Source organism: Enterobacter sp. 342, from assembly GCF_036663495.1.
In the GTDB taxonomy this organism is placed as follows: domain Bacteria; phylum Pseudomonadota; class Gammaproteobacteria; order Enterobacterales; family Enterobacteriaceae; genus Enterobacter.
This window is the reverse complement of record NZ_JAWUEI010000020.1, coordinates 17633-35618: the sequence shown is the minus strand read 5'-3', so window position 1 is coordinate 35618 and position 17986 is coordinate 17633. Positions and strand designations below refer to the sequence as shown.

General features: G+C 53.4%; 18 protein-coding genes. 3 read left to right on the top strand and 15 right to left on the bottom strand.

Translation table 11 applies throughout. From position 1 onward, the window contains the following. Positions 1–111: 111 nt before the first annotated feature. On the top strand, positions 112–1386 hold the full coding sequence (tyrS, locus tag V6E55_RS16220; protein ID WP_114979463.1) for a tyrosine--tRNA ligase: 1275 nt from the start codon (positions 112–114) through the stop codon (positions 1384–1386). 66 nt (positions 1387–1452) lie between these two features. Further along, positions 1453–2313: a pyridoxal kinase PdxY gene (gene pdxY / locus V6E55_RS16215; protein ID WP_316943370.1), complete on the top strand. Its 861-nt coding sequence runs from the start codon at positions 1453–1455 to the stop codon at positions 2311–2313. A 91-nt stretch (positions 2314–2404) separates the two neighbouring features. On the opposite strand, the gene gstA is transcribed toward pdxY, so the two are convergent. The 12 genes from gstA to blr form a co-directional block, all read right to left on the bottom strand. Then, on the bottom strand, positions 2405–3010 hold the full coding sequence (gene gstA / locus V6E55_RS16210; protein WP_236920943.1) for a glutathione transferase GstA: 606 nt from the start codon (positions 3008–3010) through the stop codon (positions 2405–2407). Positions 3011–3115: 105 nt separating this feature from the next. Further along, positions 3116–4624: a dipeptide/tripeptide permease DtpA gene (gene dtpA, locus V6E55_RS16205; RefSeq protein WP_114979465.1), complete on the bottom strand. Its 1509-nt coding sequence runs from the start codon at positions 4622–4624 to the stop codon at positions 3116–3118. 591 nt (positions 4625–5215) lie between these two features. After that, positions 5216–5851, bottom strand: a complete 636-nt coding sequence (gene nth / locus V6E55_RS16200; protein WP_049006313.1) for an endonuclease III — start codon at positions 5849–5851, stop codon at positions 5216–5218. Beyond that, the gene (locus V6E55_RS16195) at positions 5848–6534 is read right to left on the bottom strand and encodes an electron transport complex subunit E (protein WP_114979467.1); all 687 of its coding nucleotides are present in this window, start codon (positions 6532–6534) and stop codon (positions 5848–5850) included. The genes nth and V6E55_RS16195 overlap by 4 nt, the downstream gene beginning before the upstream one ends. Before the next feature lie 2 nt (positions 6535–6536). Further along, positions 6537–7157 (bottom strand): electron transport complex subunit RsxG, encoded by a 621-nt coding sequence (gene rsxG / locus V6E55_RS16190; RefSeq protein ID WP_129995987.1) that lies wholly within the window; start codon positions 7155–7157, stop codon positions 6537–6539. A 10-nt stretch (positions 7158–7167) separates the two neighbouring features. Then, positions 7168–8220, bottom strand: coding sequence for an electron transport complex subunit RsxD (gene rsxD / locus V6E55_RS16185; RefSeq protein WP_316943369.1), 1053 nt, complete (start codon positions 8218–8220; stop codon positions 7168–7170). Beyond that, positions 8221–10242, bottom strand: a complete 2022-nt coding sequence (gene rsxC / locus V6E55_RS16180) for an electron transport complex subunit RsxC (RefSeq protein WP_316943368.1) — start codon at positions 10240–10242, stop codon at positions 8221–8223. Continuing rightward, the gene (rsxB, locus tag V6E55_RS16175; protein WP_028017313.1) at positions 10235–10813 is read right to left on the bottom strand and encodes an electron transport complex subunit RsxB; all 579 of its coding nucleotides are present in this window, start codon (positions 10811–10813) and stop codon (positions 10235–10237) included. Before rsxB ends, rsxC begins: the two co-directional genes overlap by 8 nt. Then, a complete protein-coding gene (gene rsxA, locus V6E55_RS16170; protein WP_114979472.1) occupies positions 10813–11394 on the bottom strand; it encodes an electron transport complex subunit RsxA in 582 nt (193 codons plus the stop codon). The genes rsxB and rsxA overlap by 1 nt, the downstream gene beginning before the upstream one ends. 76 nt (positions 11395–11470) lie before the next feature. Beyond that, positions 11471–11911, bottom strand: a complete 441-nt coding sequence (locus V6E55_RS16165; RefSeq protein WP_029740310.1) for a DUF2569 domain-containing protein — start codon at positions 11909–11911, stop codon at positions 11471–11473. An 86-nt stretch (positions 11912–11997) separates the two neighbouring features. After that, positions 11998–12213, bottom strand: coding sequence for a transcription modulator YdgT (ydgT, locus tag V6E55_RS16160; protein WP_006174966.1), 216 nt, complete (start codon positions 12211–12213; stop codon positions 11998–12000). A 233-nt stretch (positions 12214–12446) separates the two neighbouring features. Then, positions 12447–12572, bottom strand: a complete 126-nt coding sequence (gene blr / locus V6E55_RS16155; RefSeq protein ID WP_168112406.1) for a division septum protein Blr — start codon at positions 12570–12572, stop codon at positions 12447–12449. A 243-nt stretch (positions 12573–12815) separates the two neighbouring features. Here blr and V6E55_RS16150 point away from each other — a divergent pair, with 243 nt between their 5' ends. Continuing rightward, on the top strand, positions 12816–13856 hold the full coding sequence (locus V6E55_RS16150) for an oxidoreductase (RefSeq protein ID WP_114979473.1): 1041 nt from the start codon (positions 12816–12818) through the stop codon (positions 13854–13856). A gap of 58 nt (positions 13857–13914) precedes the next feature. Here the strand turns inward: V6E55_RS16150 and add are convergent, their stop codons facing one another. The 3 genes from add to malX form a co-directional block, all read right to left on the bottom strand. Next, a complete protein-coding gene (add, locus tag V6E55_RS16145; RefSeq protein ID WP_316943366.1) occupies positions 13915–14916 on the bottom strand; it encodes an adenosine deaminase in 1002 nt (333 codons plus the stop codon). Positions 14917–15012: 96 nt separating this feature from the next. Further along, positions 15013–16185, bottom strand: a complete 1173-nt coding sequence (locus V6E55_RS16140) for a MalY/PatB family protein (protein WP_316943364.1) — start codon at positions 16183–16185, stop codon at positions 15013–15015. Positions 16186–16234: 49 nt separating this feature from the next. Further along, positions 16235–17827: a maltose/glucose-specific PTS transporter subunit IIBC gene (gene malX, locus V6E55_RS16135; RefSeq protein ID WP_316943363.1), complete on the bottom strand. Its 1593-nt coding sequence runs from the start codon at positions 17825–17827 to the stop codon at positions 16235–16237. Between the last annotated feature and the right edge of the window lie 159 nt (positions 17828–17986).

The window sequence follows — 17986 nt, the reverse complement described above, 5'->3', positions numbered from 1 at the left end:
TGATTTAAGCGCTAGCGCACACCGCGCTTGCGCTTTATTCTATGGTCCTTTCGCATCAGGCGAAAAGTCGTGTACCGGCAAAGGTGCAGTCGTTTATACATGGAGAATTTGATGGCAAGCAGTAACTTGATTAAACAATTGCAAGAGCGGGGCCTTGTGGCCCAGGTGACGGACGAGGAAGCGTTAGCAGAGCGACTGGCGCAAGGCCCGATCGCGCTCTATTGCGGCTTCGATCCCACCGCTGACAGCTTGCATTTGGGGCATCTTGTTCCATTGTTATGCCTGAAACGCTTCCAGATGGCGGGCCATAAACCTGTAGCCCTGGTTGGCGGTGCGACAGGTCTGATTGGTGACCCAAGCTTTAAAGCCGCTGAGCGTAAACTGAATACCGAAGATACCGTGCAGGAGTGGGTGGATAAGATCCGCAAACAGGTTGCGCCGTTCCTTGACTTCAACTGTGGTGATAACTCCGCCATTGCCGCGAACAACTATGACTGGTTTGGTAGCATGAACGTGCTGACCTTCTTGCGTGACATCGGCAAGCACTTCTCTGTTAACCAGATGATTAACAAAGAAGCCGTGAAGCAGCGTCTGAACCGTGACGATCAGGGTATCTCCTTTACCGAGTTCTCTTACAACCTGCTGCAGGGGTATGACTTTGCCTGCCTGAACAAACTGCACGGCGTTTCCCTGCAGATTGGCGGTTCTGACCAGTGGGGTAACATCACCTCCGGTATTGACCTGACCCGTCGTCTGCACCAGAACCAGGTCTTTGGTCTGACTGTTCCGTTGATCACTAAAGCCGACGGGACCAAATTCGGTAAAACCGAAGGTGGCGCGGTATGGCTTGATCCGAAGAAAACCAGCCCGTACAAATTCTACCAGTTCTGGATCAACACGGCGGATGCCGATGTTTACCGCTTCCTGAAGTTCTTCACCTTTATGGACATTGAAGAAATCAATGCGCTGGAAGAAGAGGACAAAAACAGCGGTAAGGCACCACGTGCGCAGTACGTGCTGGCTGACGAAGTGACCAAACTGGTTCACGGTGAAGAAGGTCTGGCCGCGGCAAAACGTATTACGGCAAGCCTGTTCAACGGTACCCTGAGCGATCTGAGCGAAGCGGACTTCGAACAGCTGGCGCAGGACGGCGTGCCAATGGTTGAGATGGAAAAAGGGGCTGACCTGATGCAGGCGCTGGTGGACTCTGAGCTGCAGCCTTCCCGTGGTCAGGCGCGTAAAACTATCGCGTCCAACGCTATCACCATCAATGGCGAGAAGCAGTCCGACCCGGAATACACCTTCACTGACAGTGATCGTCTGTATGGTCGCTACACGCTGCTGCGTCGCGGCAAGAAAAATTACTGTCTGGTCTGCTGGAAATAATTAAAAGTAGCCAGGGGGCGTGGGAAACCACGCCCCTTTTGTTTTTACAGGGTTTGGTAAGAAAAAATGAAGAACATCCTCGCCATTCAGTCCCACGTTGTTTTCGGACATGCTGGCAATAGCGCCGCGGAATTTCCAATGCGCCGCCTCGGTGCCAACGTCTGGCCCCTCAACACCGTACAGTTCTCCAACCACACGCAATACGGCCAATGGACCGGCTGCGTAATGCCGCCTTCACACCTCACGGAAGTTGTGCAAGGTATTGCCGATATCGGTCAGCTCAAACGTTGTGACGCCGTACTGAGCGGTTATCTCGGCTCAGCGGAGCAGGGGGAGCATATCCTCGGCATCGTACGTCAGGTGAAAGCATCAAATCCGTCGGCAAAATTCTTCTGTGACCCTGTTATGGGACATCCGGAGAAAGGCTGCATCGTGGCACCAGGTGTCGCAGAGTTTCATGTCCGCCATGCACTGCCCGCCAGCGATATCATTGCGCCAAATCTGGTCGAACTGGAGATCCTTTGTGAGCATCCCGTTAACAGCGTAGAAGAGGCGGTAAGCGCGTCTCGCGAGCTGATAGCCCAGGGGCCAGAAATTGTGCTGGTGAAACATCTCGCGCGCGCAGGGCTTAGCAAGGACCGTTTTGAGATGCTGCTGGTGACGAAAGATGATGCCTGGCATATCAGCCGTCCGCTGGTGGATTTTGGCCCGCGTCAGCCGGTAGGGGTTGGGGATGTGACCAGCGGTCTGCTGTTGGTGAAATTGCTGCAGGGTGCAACGTTGCGAGATGCCCTGGAGCATGTCACGGCGGCGGTGTACGAAATCATGATTGCGACGAAAGAAATGCAGGAGTATGAATTACAGGTGGTTGCGGCACAGGATCGTATCGCGAAACCGGAGCACTATTTTAGCGCCACTCAGCTTTAAACACCGCCTGGCGGCGCTGACGCTTGCACGGGCCTGCGGAATTTGTAGGCCGGGTAAGCGTCAGCGCCACCCGGCAACACAGGCCGCTCGGTTAGTTCAACCCTTCCGCTTTCAGCGCTGCAGCTACCGCAGGACGTTCTGCCATGCGTGTCATATACGATGCGATATGGTCTAACCCTTCCAGGTTCAGTTTAACCGCGCGCGCCCAGCGCAGTACGGTAAACAGGTACGCATCGGCAATGGTGAAACGCGAACCACAAATCCACTGTTCGTCTTTCAGCGATTCGTTAACGTATTGCAGCTTTTTCTCAAGAAGAGCACGCAGGGTGGGTTTGTACTCTTCTGGTGTATCGGGACGGAACAGCGGCGTAAAGCCTTTGTGCAGCTCGGTCGCAATATAGTTCAACCATTCCAGTGTTTTGTAGCGAGAAACCGTGCTTACCGGTGCCAGTAACTGGCGATCGGGCACACTGTCTGCCAGGAACTGCATAATCGCCACGCCCTCGGTCAGCAGAGTACCGTCATCCAGCAGCAGTGCCGGAACTTGTCCCTTCGGGTTAATGGCAAAAAAGTCATCGCCATTTTCCAGGCGCTTTTTCATCAGGTCAACGCCATCCAGCGTGAAATCTTTGCCGCTCTCGCGCAGGGTGATATGGGAAGCAAGAGAGCACGCACCCGGTTTGTAGAACAGTTTCATCGGTAACTCCTTTTTGCTGAGGTTTCAGCTATGTTAGTGCGCGAACGGGTAAAAAAAAAGCCGCTAATGCATTAGCGGCTTCTGTTATGTCGTTTCTCAATGATATTACGCGGTAGCGGTTTTAGTCGCTTTAGCGGTCTTGTCGTCGTCCTGAGTCATACGATTCAGTTTCGGTGCCGTCAGCAGCATCAGAGCAGCGATGACTGCTGTAGCAACACCAATCTGCATGAATACAGTACCGTAGACGTTCAGAGAGACCAGTGGGTCAGTGACGTTATCCGGAACGGCCATCAGGTTTGCAATCTTACCTGCAATGATTGCTGCGCCGGCAGTGGTCAGGAACCAGCTACCCATAATGAAGCCCATCAGACGCTGTGGTACCAGCTGTGCAACCATCGCCAGACCCAGACCGGAGATCATCAGTTCACCGATAGACTGCAGAGCATAGCTCAGGATCAGCCAGTTAACGGAAACGATACCTGCATCAGTCGCGAATTTAGTACCCAGTGGCAGCACCAGGAAAGCGCCAGAACACAGCACCATGCCGATAGCAAACTTGTGCGGCATTGGCAGACGGTCACCCATCTTGTTATAGATTGCGGCCAGAATTGGGCTACCAATCATAATCCAGAATGGGTTCAGGGCCTGATACTGCTCCGGTTCGAATGCGATACCCAGAATGGAGTGCTCAACGTTACGAATAGCGAAGAAGTTCAGAGAGGTTGGCATCTGACTGTACAGTACGAAGAAGATAATCGCTTCCAGCATCAGAATGAACGCCACAATCATCTTACGACGCGCAGCACCCTGCATGGCGAAGGCTTCTTTCGCGAAGATAATCACGATACCCAGTGCAACCACACCCAGAACAGCACGCGCGATACCCTGGTTGTGCAACAGCCAGGTAGCGATTCCTGCGAGGATCACAACACCTACAATGGTCGCCAGCAGCTTGCCCACATGTACGGGTTCGAAGTCAGGTTTTGAACCGTAGTTTTTAACCCAGCGTTTGCAGAAGGCAAAGTTGACAACGGTGATCAGCATACCGACCACAGACAGGGAGAACGCCACGCTCCAGCCGAATTTAGCGGCCAGCCACGGTGTTGCCAGCATGGAGAAGAAGGAACCGATGTTCACGGACATGTAGTACATGGTGAATGCACCGTCCAGACGCGGGTCATCTTTGCTGTAACAGGTAGAGAGCAGGGAAGACGGGTTGGCTTTGAACAGCCCGTTACCAACGGCGATGGTCGCCATGCCCATATACACGACAGCAGCATCATGACCTGACCATGCAACCAGCGCATAACCGATTGCCAGCACAATGGCGCCCAGCATGATGACGCGTTTAGTACCGAGAACTTTATCACCCAGCCAGCCGCCGATTGCGACCAGACCGTACACCAGAGCACTGAAGGAGGAGAACAGCGTGATGGAATCGGCTTCGGACATACCCAGCTGTTTTACCAGGTAAACCGCCATGATCCCTTGCAGGCCGTAATAACCAAAACGCTCCCATAACTCGATAGAGAATATGAGATAGAACGCTTTTGGTTGTTTAAAAGCGTTAAGACTTACGCTTTCATCTGTTGGTTTATTGTTTGCAGTAGACACATATACCTCTTTTTTTACATCCCATATTAACGGGGGTGTTCATAGCGTGATGGCCGTAGTCCATACGCCTTATAGTTATTTTGGGAGGAGAAACGGCGGGTAATGTTCACTATCCTGCTCCATCTGGCAATACGTTTGTAATAATCTGTTACATATATCTTGAGTGGTATAATCATCGGTTTATATAAATGTTATTCAGAGTTAAATTTCATACGATGAGTAAAGGTAGTTTTTTCGACTGGCAATGACCCGCCGTGATGGACTTTTGGCGATATATTCTGCTATCTACCGCTTGTTGCAGTGATATAGCCCATATTCTGAAAAATAGCTGGTCTTATCTACGGCGGAGGGAGGAGTGTGTCTTGTCAGATAAAGGGTTTAGGCTGATTTTGACAACAAAAAATCAACATGAAGTTATCAGGGTGATCGCGATCACAGATGTATAGAAATTTTTGACTATAAAAAAAGTATTAACCTGTTTGAGCGTTAAACAGCCGAACAAGTGACAAGGCAGGGTAAGTAAAAGGCGGACAAATAACGGCCAAAAGAAGGGCACTTAGGAGCCCTTCTTTTAGTAAGGGGATTAGCTGATCAGGGATACACTTTTTCTTTGTATTCGCAGAGATCTTCAATAATGCAGGAGCCGCAGCGAGGCTTACGGGCAATGCAGGTATAACGCCCGTGCAGAATCAGCCAGTGGTGGCAATCAACCTTAAATTCGGCAGGAACCACCTTGAGCAGTTTCTCTTCAACCTGCTCGACATTTTTGCCGGGTGCGAAATTGGTGCGGTTAGATACGCGGAAAATATGCGTGTCGACAGCGATAGTCGGCCAGCCAAATGCCGTATTTAGCACAACGTTCGCGGTTTTTCGGCCTACACCGGGTAACGCCTCGAGCGCCGCGCGATCTTCCGGCACTTCGCCACCGTGCTGTTCCAGTAGGATCCGGCAGGTCTTAATCACGTTCTCAGCTTTGCTGTTAAACAGGCCGATGGTTTTGATATAAGACTTCACGCCTTCCACGCCCAGTTCCAGCATGGCCTTCGGCGTATTGGCAACAGGATAGAGCAGGGCGGTGGCTTTATTGACGCTTACATCGGTAGCTTGTGCAGAGAGCAGCACGGCGATCAGCAGCTCAAACGGGGAGTTAAAGTTCAACTCTGTCGTCGGGTGTGGGTTCTCGTCCCGCAGACGAGTCAGGATCGCAATGCGCTTTTCTTTATTCATGAGGCCTTCTCGGGTATCCCTTCCTGGACGCTGCGCTCTGCCGCGCGGCGCTTACGTTTCTCATCAATCAGGTATTTTATCGCCAGCATCATGCCGAGGCCAATGAATGCGCCTGGCGGTAGCATGGCCAGCAGAAACGGCGTATCGGTGTGGAAGACTTCAATACGCAGCACTTTAGCCCAACCACCCAGCAGCGCGTCTGCACCGTCAAACAGCGTACCGTTGCCGAGGATCTCACGCATTGAGCCCAATACAAACATGGCTCCCGTGGCACCCATACCAATCGAAAAACCATCCAGCGCCGACATGGCCGGACTGTTTTTCACCGCGAAGGCTTCCGCGCGTCCAACCACGATACAGTTGGTGACGATAAGCGGAATAAAGATGCCCAGCGACTGATACAGACCGAATGCGTAAGCGTTAATCAGCATCTGGACGATACTCACGACCGAGGCAATGATCATGACGTAAATCGGAATACGGATTTCCGACGGTGTCCAGCGGCGCAGGGCTGAGATGGAGAGGTTGGTCAGGGTCAGTACCAGTGTGGTCGCCAGACCCAGACCAAGCGCGTTGGTGGCGGTGGAGGTGACCGCCAGCAATGGACACATTCCCAGAAGCTGTACCAACGCGGAGTTGTTCTTCCACAACCCCTGGACAATAACCTCTTTAACCTGGCTCATGATTACTCCTCACAGGCCGGAAGATTGTTGATTTGCGCGGGCAGCGTTTCAGCATACAGCCCGGCTCGTTTTACGGCGTTCACCACGGCGCGTGGGGTGATGGTCGCCCCAGTGAACTGGTCGAACTCGCCGCCATCTTTCTTCACCGCAAAGGCAGTATCTCCTTCGCCATGAATTACTTTACCGGCAAAATGCAAAATCCAGTCGCTCAGACGGGTTTCAATTTTATCGCCAAGACCCGGCGTTTCATGATGCTGCGTCACGCGGGTGCCCAGTATCGTACCGGAGAAATCGCTGCCAACGAGCAGTTGAATGGCGCCGGAATAGCCATCGGGCGCTGTCGCTTCCATCACCGCGCCCACCGGTTTATCCCCTTTACGGGCGATAAAGACGCGATGTGCGCCTTTGCCTAACTGCGGTGCCTGGACGATGACACAGCTTTGCTGCAGGTCATTATCGTAGAAATCAGACGGGATCACCTGATCGAACAGCGCTTTTTGCTGCTTCGAAGCCTGTTCTTCGATGGTCGTCTTGGTCAATGAATTCACCAGTGCCGTCAGACCAGTCAGGATCGCGGCGAAGACAGCCAGCGTAACACCGTGTTTTTGCATAGTTTTTAACATGGCGAAACCCTTAACGATGCCCGTACACGCGCGGACGCGTGTAATAGTCGATGAGCGGAACTGTGATGTTGGCGAGCAAGACGGCAAATGCCACACCATCCGGGTAGCCACCAAAGCTGCGGATCAACCATACCAGCAACCCAGCCAGCGCACCGAAGATCAGGCGGCCACGGTTGGTCGTTGACGCAGTAACCGGATCCGTCAGGATAAAGAATGCACCTAACATGGTCGCGCCGGAGAGCAAATGCAACTGCGGGCTGGCCATTGACTCAGGGGAGAATGCCCAGCCAAGCGTGGCACAAACCGCCAACGTCACGAGGAAGCTCACCGGGATATGCCAGCGAATGGCTTTTTGTTGCAGCAGGAACAGACCGCCCAGCAGATACGCCTGGTTAACCCACTGCCAGCCTGCGCCTGCCAGTACGCCACTGTAAATAGCTGATTTCATAATCTGCTCAACGCTATGACCAGCGTGCAGGGATGTTTTAAACGTATCGAGAGGCGTCGCCTGGCTGATACCATCCACGCCCATACGCAGTGAGTTCATATCAGCGCCGAGTGCGGTATGGCCGGTAAAGATCACGTGCAAGGCATCCATAAAGCCCGGAACCGTTGCTGCAATGTCATGCGGTGGCAACCAGCTTGTCATCTGAACCGGGAAGGAGATCAGCAGCACCACGTAGCCGATCATTGCCGGGTTAAACGGGTTATGACCGAGCCCACCATACAGTTGTTTGGCAATTATCACTGCGAAGACAGTACCGAGTACCACCATCCACCATGGGGCAAACGGTGGAATACTGATGGCCAGCAGCAGGCCGGTCAGTAGCGCGGAGTTGTCGGCAAGAATGCGGGAAACTGCCATCTTGCGCAGTTTAAGTACCAGGGCTTCAGCGGCTAAGGCGCTGGCACAACCCAGGACTATCTGGAACAGGGTTCCCCAGCCGAAAAACCAGCACTGAACGGCTATGCCTGGCAGCGCGGCCAGGCAGACCAGCATCATAATGCGCGATGTCTGGCGCTGGTTGTGGGTGTAAGGGGAACTTGCGATTCTGAAAACCATTTAATCCTCGTTAACTGCTTGCTGTGCGGCTTTCTTCGCCTGGACGCGCGCGATGGCAGCGGCGACGGCAGCTTTACGCGGGTCGTCATTTGCGGCCTGCGGTTGTTCTTCCTGCTGCGCCGCTTTACGGGCTTTTGCGCGGGCTATTGCTGCTTCAACGGCGGCTTTGCGCGGGTCGACCGGCGTTTCGGGTTCGGTAGTTTGCGTCTGTTGTGCTGTCTTACGGGCTTTGGCACGGGCTATTGCCGCTTCGACGGCAGCTTTGCGTGGATCCACAGCCTCTTTCTCGACCACCACGTTTTGCTCTCCGGCTTTACGGGCCTTGGCACGGGCAATTGCTGCTTCAACGGCGGCTTTACGTGGATCAACCTCGACATCCGCCTGAGCTGTTTGCGCTTTTTCCGCCTGACGGGCGCGAGCCGCTGTTTTACGAGCTTCGCGGGCGGCAATTGCTTCGCTATTATCCGGTTTCTCACCCGCCGGGATCACCACGGTTTGGGCTGCCGTCGCTTTTTTCTCGCGAACTCGCGCCAGTGCAGCGTTAATAGCATCCTGATCTTTCTCGCCTGGCTGAACAGCAGCCTGCTTATGGCGCTCCTGACGAGCCGCTTTTTCGCGCTCCAGTCGAGCCTGGCGCGCTTCAAAGCGGGCTTTCGCTTCGGCTGCACGTTTTTCTTCCATTGAGATGGCATAAATTTCAGCCTTCTCCTGGCGGAAATACTGCACCAGTGGAATGTTACTTGGGCAAACCCAGGCACAGGCTCCGCATTCAATACAGTCAGCCAGATTATGGGCTTGTGCTTTGTCGTGCAGTTGGCCTTTGCTGTACCAGTACAACTGCTGCGGAAGCAGGTCCGCCGGGCAAGCGTCGGCACAGGCACTGCAACGGATACAACCTTTCTCCTCCTGCTCTTCGCCCATTTCGGTTGGGGAAGGCGCAAGCAGGCAGTTAGTGATTTTGACCACCGGGACATCCAGCCACGGCAGGGTAAAGCCCATCAGTGGGCCGCCCATGATCACCATCTGGTCGCTGCCAGGGCAAAATTCAGCCTGTTCCAGCAGGTGACGAACCGGTGTCCCCAGTCGCGCCCAGACGTTCCCCGGTCGCGAGACAGACTCTCCGGTCAGCGTAACCACGCGCTCGGTCAACGGCTCGCCGTCAATCACTGCGCGCTTCACTGCGTACGCGGTCCCGACGTTTTGCATCAGCACACCGATATCTGAGGAGCGTCCACCATGCGGCACTTGTTTACCGGTAAGGATCTGTGTCAGCTGTTTTGCGCCACCAGAAGGGTACTTGGTCGGAATGACGCGCAGGGCGATATCATGGCTACCGGCCAGCACGGCGCGCAGCATTGAAATGGCCTGTGGTTTATTGTCTTCAATACCAATCAGTACTTCTTTCGGCTGCAGAATGTGCGCGAGGATGCGAATACCTTCCACCACCTGGGCGGCGCAATCCTGCATCAGACGATCGTCTGCGGTGATATAAGGCTCGCATTCAGCAGCGTTGATAATCAGCGTCTGAATTTTATCGCCACCGCCACGCAGTTTGACACCGGTAGGGAAGCCTGCGCCGCCCAGTCCGGCAACACCGAACTGATGAATACGCTCGATGAGCTCATCGCGACTCCGGTTGCGGTAGTCGCTCCAGCCGTCACGCTCGATCCAGCGATCTTCACCGTCGGCTTCAATAATGACGCTCAGTTCTGAAAGTGCTGACGGGTGAGCCACTGTATGTGGAGCGATTGCCATCACTTTGCCGGACGTTGGCGCGTGTACAGGCAGCATTCGTCCCCGGCCAAAAGTCAGCGGCTGACCGCGAAGAACCGTATCACCTTCTTTCACACACAGCTCGCCCTCCGCGCCAATATGCTGCTTGAGAGGCATGATGTAACGCGTCGCCAGCGGAATTTGACGCAGTGGGGTGCCGTTGGACTGGGTTTTCATCTCCGGCGGATGAATACCGCCGTCAAAGTCCCAAATCTTCTCTTTTCTGAAAGCAGAAAATAACTTAAGCATGTTGTTCCACAGGAATGTTGCGAACCGGAATGGTTTGAAGATCCCACTTCCAGCTTTCGGTAGTCGTTTCAACCGGGCGCAGTTCAATACATTGCGTCGGGCAGGGCGCCACGCAGAGGTTGCAGCCAGTGCACAGATCCGCGACGACGGTGTGCATGGCGCGAGTCGCGCCAACGATGGCATCTACAGGGCAGGCCTGAATACATTTGGTGCAGCCAATGCAGTTCGCTTCGTCGATCACAGCAAGGGCGCGCACTGGCTCCTGGACGTCTGCATCGCCATCAATGGGCTGCGGGTCAACGTTCAGTAGAGCCGCAATTTTCAGCATTACCGCTTCACCACCCGGCGCACAGCGGTTAATTTTTTCACCCTGAATCCCTACAGCTTCGGCATAGGGGCGGCAACCGGGATAGCCACACTGTCCACACTGGCTTTGTGGAAGAAGCTCATCAATTTTTTCAACAACAGGATCGTCCTCTACCGCGAAACGGCGGGAGGCGTAACCCAGGATAAGGCCAAACACCAGTCCCAGGACGCTGATAGAGGCGATGGCAATCCAGATAGCATTCATTACAACTTCACCAGACCACTAAAGCCCATAAAGGCCAGAGACATTAAACCTGCGGTCACCAGCGCAATCGCATTACCGCGAAACGGCGCAGGGATGTCCGCTGCGGCGAGGCGCTCACGAATAGAGGCGAACAGCACCATCACCAGAGAGAAACCGACGGCCGCAGAAAAACCATACAGTGCCGATTGCATAAAGTTATGGCCAAGGTTGATGTTCAGCAGCGCTACGCCGAGCACGGCGCAGTTGGTGGTGATCAACGGCAGGAAAATACCCAGCAGACGATAAAGAGCCGGGCTGGTTTTGCGCACCACCATTTCGGTAAATTGCACAACCACGGCAATAACCAGAATAAAGGCCAGCGTACGGAGATAGGTTAACCCCAACGGGATAAGGATCCAGGTATCAATCAACCACGCGCAAATAGACGCCAGCGTCATGACAAAGGTGGTCGCCAGCCCCATGCCCATCGCAGTTTCCAGTTTTTTGGAAACGCCCATAAACGGACACAGACCAAGGAACTTCACCAGGACGAAGTTGTTAACCAGCACTGTGCCGACAAAGAGCAGTAAGTAATCGGTCATTATTTAGCCTGAAATAAAAAAGCCGCCTATTATCGGATAAACCAACGCAGGCGACAACAGGTTATCTGTAAGGTTATTACGGGTTCACGAAGGTGTTTTTCACCCGCGTCGAACGCTTGAAATAGGGCACCAGCAGCGCAGCGGCCAGTAAAGGGAAAAGTAACTGGCGGACGGCCAGTGCGTCAGAAACCGGCGAAAAAGCAAAAGCTTTTACCGCCAGCAGAACCGAAATCAGCAGCCAGATAATGTAATGCTTAGGCACACTTTTACGGCGCTTAAAGAAAGCGATGGTCAGCCACAGCGTGTAGTACCACATCCCTATCGCGAAAACGAACGATACAAACCACATCGCAATATTAAGCACACTTTGCGACATCAGCGTCTGGATGGCATGCGGAGTAATCAGTGCGGTGGTATAAAGCAGCAGCGCGAGTGATGCGCTTAATAAGGCAACCAGCAGCCATGCCAGTGGGGCGATTAACCAGCCTCCAATGCGGTCTCCAGGCGTTGCGGTCATAAACTCTCCCATAATCTGCGCGAAATGTTGTACAGCCAGTTTGCAGGGCGGAGAGTATATAACATTTCGCGCTGATGGCTACTTTCTTATAAAACGTAACGCCAGACAGACTTAGGCACTTCACCCACGTTGAACAAACGGCCACCGGATACCAGTTCCGCACGGCGATGGTCAGCGGCACGATACATGTTGATGATTTCCTGATTATCCGACAGTGTGTAGTTCAGATGGTCAAACAGTTTTTCCAGGCTCTCAAGCGAATTGATCTTGCGAAATTTTAATAAATAGTCCTGAACTGTCATATTAATAAGTTTCCATATAAAAGTGAGTAATACCAGTTAAGGTAATTCGTTCGAATAATAAACGGATTAATAAAGACGTAAACAGCCCACTCAGGTAACGCGACGAAATTAGGAGTTTTCTTTTCTGAAAGTTTCAGGCATCAGATGATGCCTGGAAGAGAAGGTTAACCGTGTTCACCAGGGCTGGCAATACGTAACTGACATATTATGTCACTCTTTATTGCAGTAACCGGTTACTTAGGTTGGGCGACTGTGACAGGCTCCGGCGGCTGGTAGTTATCGATATGGCTGGCAACACCCAGCAAAATGACCGAAACCCCAAGGACAATCCATCCCGCTAATTCAATGATTCGATTAATAATTGACGTCATGATTCGTAGTTGTAATTTATCCATAAATACAGGGAGCAGATGTTACAGCGGCGTTTCCCCGGCGGCAAGTGCTTTGGGAACGGTTCCCTTAAGCAAAATCAGGTGGTTAATACTATGTAACAAAAACAACCCGTACAACCTGCTATTTTAAGTCATATGGCACATTATTAATCTGTGGTAATGCCAGGCTAGCCAGTGTGAAATAAGAACGCCATAAAAGAGGATGACACTATGAGTGATAATATCCGCGTCGGGCTTATTGGTTATGGATATGCGGGAAAAACGTTTCATGCGCCTCTGATCGCCGGGACGCCCGGAATGGCGCTGGCTGCCGTATCCAGTAGTGATGCAACTAAAGTCCATGCCGACTGGCCTTCCGTGCCGGTTGTCTCTGAACCTAAACATCTTTTCAACGATCCGAATATTGATTTAATTATTATCCCCACGCCAAACGACACGCACTTTCCGCTGGCAAAGGCGGCGCTGGAAGCGGGTAAGCATGTGGTTGTTGATAAACCCTTTACCGTGACGTTGTCACAAGCGCGCGAGCTGGAGGCGCTGGCAAAGAGCCTGGGCAGGCTACTTTCGGTGTTCCATAACCGCCGATGGGACAGCGATTTTCTGACTGTAAAAAGACTTCTCAGCGAAGGTACGTTAGGGGAGATCCTCTTTTTTGAATCGCATTTTGACCGTTTTCGCCCGCAGGTCCGAAACCGCTGGCGCGAGCAAGCCGGTCCGGGTAGCGGCATCTGGTACGATCTGGCCCCGCATCTTCTGGATCAGGCCGTGAATCTGTTTGGCCTGCCGGTGAGTATGACGGTCGATCTGGCGCAACTCAGACCCGGAGCGCAGACAACGGATTATTTCCACGCGGTTTTGAGTTACCCACAGCGTCGAATTGTGCTGCACGGGACGATGGTGGCGGCTGCAGAATCCGCGCGTTATATCATTCACGGTACACGCGGGAGTTATGTGAAGTTCGGTCTCGACCCGCAGGAAGATCGCTTAAAAAACGGGGAGCGTTTGCCACAGGAAGACTGGGGCTATGATATGCGAGACGGTGTCGTGACGCGGGTTGAAGGTGAGGAGCTGGTGGAGGAAACCTTGCTGACTATTCCGGGTAACTACCCGGCTTATTATGCGGCTATCCGCGATGCGCTGAACGGAACGGGGGAAAATCCGGTTCCGGCAAGCCAGGCCATTCAGATTATGGAGCTGATTGAGCTGGGCATCGAATCAGCCAAACATCGCGCTACGCTCTGTCTGGCATAAGGTACATATTTTATAGGCCGGGTAAGGCGTAGCCGCTACCCGGCAAAAAGGCTAAGGCTTACGCGGTTGCCACCTTATCCCGCAGGGCCTGCTTCTCTTCAGGCGTCAGGAAAGCGATCTCCAGCCCGTTGATCTGCGCCTGACGGATCTGCTCGCGGCTCAGACCCGCCTGAGGTGCGGCAATATTATATTCGTGAATAATATCCACTCCCTGAACCGCCGGATCGTCAGTGTTCAGTGAAGCCAGCACACCGTGCTCAAGGAACGTTTTCAGCGGGTGCTTTGCCAGCGTTGCTACGGTGCTGGTCTGAATATTAGACGTCAGGCAAGACTCAATCCCGATGCGCTGTTCCGCCAGGAAATCCATCAGAGCGCGATCTTCTACCGCTTTTACGCCGTGGCCGATACGCTCGGCGCCCAGCTCACGGATGGCCTGCCAGATGCTTTCCGGGCCTGCCGCTTCACCTGCATGAACAGTAATATGCCAGCCGGCGTCACGTGCGCGGTTGAAATGGGACAGGAACAGACTACCCGGGAAGCCCAGTTCATCACCGGCGAGGTCGACCGCAGTGATGGCATCGCGATGCGCCAGCAGCGCTTCCAGTTCCTGCAGGCAGGCGGCCTCACCGAACGTACGGCTCATGATGCCAATCAGACGGGCCTGGACATCAAACGTTTTACAGCCTTCGCGGACGCCTTCAATGACGGCTTCTACTACGCCTGCAACGGGCAGGTTGTGGGTCATCGCCATATAACCTGGTGAGAAACGCAGTTCGACATAATGCAGACCGTTACGGGCGGCATCTTCAATGTTCTCAAATGCCACGCGGCGGCAGGCATCCAGCGAGGCCAGCATCTTCACACCCCAGTCGAGTTTGCTGAGGAAGCTGACCAGATCCGGTTCATTAGAGGTGACCTGAACATGAGGAATCAAAGACTCAAGTGTCTGAGCAGGAAGCGTTAAATTGAACTGGCGGCCAAGATCGAGAATGGTTTGGGCACGAATGTTACCGTCAAGGTGACGATGAATATCAGTTAATGGCAGGCGTGTATCAATCATGGTCGCACTCTTTTCTGGTTAAAGTGCGCCATATTATAAAAACAAAACGAGGTAAAAAGCTATTTGCGCAATGGAATATTCCGTTGCGCAAACTGATCACAGCAGCGTGTTAATCCCGGCGATGAGGCGTTGAACCCCTTGTTCCAGCTTGCTGCGCGGGCAGCCGGCATTCAGGCGCACGAAACCATTTCCCTCTTTGCCGTAAGTATATCCCGGCATGATGGCAACTTTTTGCTGCTCGATCAGCACTTTTTGCAGCGCCCGATCGTCAATATTCAGTGGGCGCAGATCGAGCCAGGCCAGATAGGTCGCTTCAGGAGGCTGCCAGTTCAGTTTCGGAAAAGCACTGTTTATTTCCTGCGCAATATACGACAAGTTTTCTTCCAGATAACGTCGCAAGGCATCCAGCCACGGTGCTCCCTGCTGATAGGCGGCGATATGCGCCGTCAGTGCCAGCACGGAAGGGGAAGAGAGTCCGTCCCGGCCTTTCAACGCGTTAAGATAACCGTTACGGCTTTCTTCATCACCAATCAGACCGTAAGCGCCGGTCAGTGCCGGAATATTGAAACTTTTCGAACCGGAGGTGAGAAGCGCCCATTTGCCGCGCGCCACCGCGTTCCATGGTGTGTGATGATGTTTTCCCCACACCATGTCCATATGAATTTCATCGCTGATCACCGCTACGTCATAACGTGCGCACAGTTCAGCCATGTGATTCAGCTCTTCACGCGTCCAGACCTTACCTGTCGGGTTTTGCGGGCTGCACAGCAGCAAGATTGTATTTTCTGGTTTCGCCAGCGCCGTCTCCAGCGCAGCCATGTTTCCCTGCCAGCCTTCAGCATGCTTTTCCATCTCAACGGCCGCAATGTGACGCGCATTGCCTTCAATGGCTTTATAAAACGCGTCGTATGCCGGGGTATGCACTACCACACCGTCACCAGGTTTCGACCAGAGGCGTATCAGCTCAGAAACCATGTAGATGACGGAAGGGCCATACACGACGGTCTCAGTATCTATTCGGCTGTTAAAGCGTTGCTGGAACCAGTGAGCAATGGCGGCGAGAAACTCTTCGTTTTTCCAGCGGCTGTAGCCCAACACGCCGTGGTTAATACGTTGATGCAGTGCGTCGGTAATGCAGGGGGCGGTGGCGAAATCCATATCCGAGATAGTGAAAGGCAGCAAATCGGCCGCACCAAAACGGTCGGCGACGTAATCCCACTGCGTGCACCAGGTGCCGTGTCGATCCACGACGGTAGAGAAATCAAACATGACGTGCGTCCTTAAAGTAAAACCCCCTCATGGTGAGGGGGTTGAGGCATCAGGCTTCGACAGTTCGCATCAGGGTTGCCAGCTCATCTTTCACTGACTGTACCTGTGGGCCGATAACCACCTGCAAATTGTGCTGATTGAGTTGTACCACGCCGATGGCCCGGTTGGCTTTCAGGGCGTTGGTGTCTACTTTCGACATATCCGCCACCGACAGACGCAGACGGGTAATACAGTTATCCAGAGAGGTAATGTTATCCGCACCGCCCAGCGCCGCCAGAATAGCGGGGGTGTTATAGCCGGATTTACCCACTGTCCCTGCAACAGCTTGCTCAACGCTGGTGGCCGTATCGGTATCGCGACCTGGCGTTTTCAGGTTAAAGCGGGTGATGGCGAAGCGGAAGATACCGTAATACACCGCGAACCAGATAGCCGCCACAACCGGCACCAGATACCACTTGGTGGACAGGCCGTGCAGGATCCCGAACACCACGAAGTCGATCACGTTGCCGTCGGTATTCCCGATGGTAACACCCAGCACCGCCATCACGGTAAAGCCCAGACCGGTCAGCACAGCGTGGATGAGGTACAGCACTGGTGCAACAAACAGGAACAGGAATTCGATTGGCTCAGTAGTACCGCCTACCACGCAGGCAATCACACCAGAAATCAGCAGTCCTTTAATTTTATGGCGATTTTCCGGGCGTGCACAGTGGTACATCGCCAGCGCGGCACCAGGAAGACCGCCGAGGAAGGCAGGCATTTTCCCCTGAGACAGGAAGCGGGTTGCGCTTTCGGAGAAACCGTGGGTAGTTGGACAACTCAGCTGTGCCTGGAAGATAGTCAGCGCACCACTCACATCGTGGCCGCACACCTCCATGGTACCACCCGCTTCGGTGAAGCGAATCAGAGCCACCAGAATATGCTGCAGACCAAACGGCAGCAGCAGGCGTTCACCGGTACCGAAGATCATCGGTCCAAAATCGCCCGCGCCGTTAATGACGCGCCCAATACCGTTGATGCCCATCGCAAAGACTGGCCAGATCAGCGGAATGATCAAACCAAACAGACCCATTACCACCAGGGTAACGATCGGTACAAAGCGGGTACCACCGAAGAACGCCAGCGCATCCGGCAGACGGATATTGTGGAAACGTTCGTGCAACATCCAGATGATCACCCCGGCGATCACCGCACCGAGGATCCCGGTATCAATTGACTGGATACCAATAACGCTCTGAATGTTGTTGGCTTTCAGCACCGCAGCGTCGGTGGTAGGCAGAATGCCTTTCGCGGTCAGCCAGAAGTTAACGGCCAGGTTCATCACCGCGTAACCCACAAAACCGGCAAACGCGGCCACGCCTTTATTCTCGCGTGCCAGACCCAGCGGGATAGCAATACAGAACATCACGGGCAGGAAACTGAAGGCAAAGGAGCCGACTTTACTCATCCAGATAAAGATCGCCTGCAGCACTGGCGCGCCGAGGAATGGGATCAACGTGATGACGTCTTTACTGCTGAGTGAACTGCCGATCCCGAGCATGATGCCGCAGAAAGAGAGGAGTGCCACGGGCAGCATAAAGGTTTTACCCAGTTGCTGGAAAAACTCCCACAGCGATATTTTTTGTGCTGCTTTCGCCGTCATAAAACGACTCCTTTATTGTTAAAATCAGTTTGCCTGCTTCAATGCTGCGAGAAGATAAAACGTTTTATCAAAGTTTAGTGCGCGCTAAATCACATTCTCTGGCTTTGACTGGTAGTATAAAGATAACAGTTTGATAAAACGTTTTACCGATCTCATTTC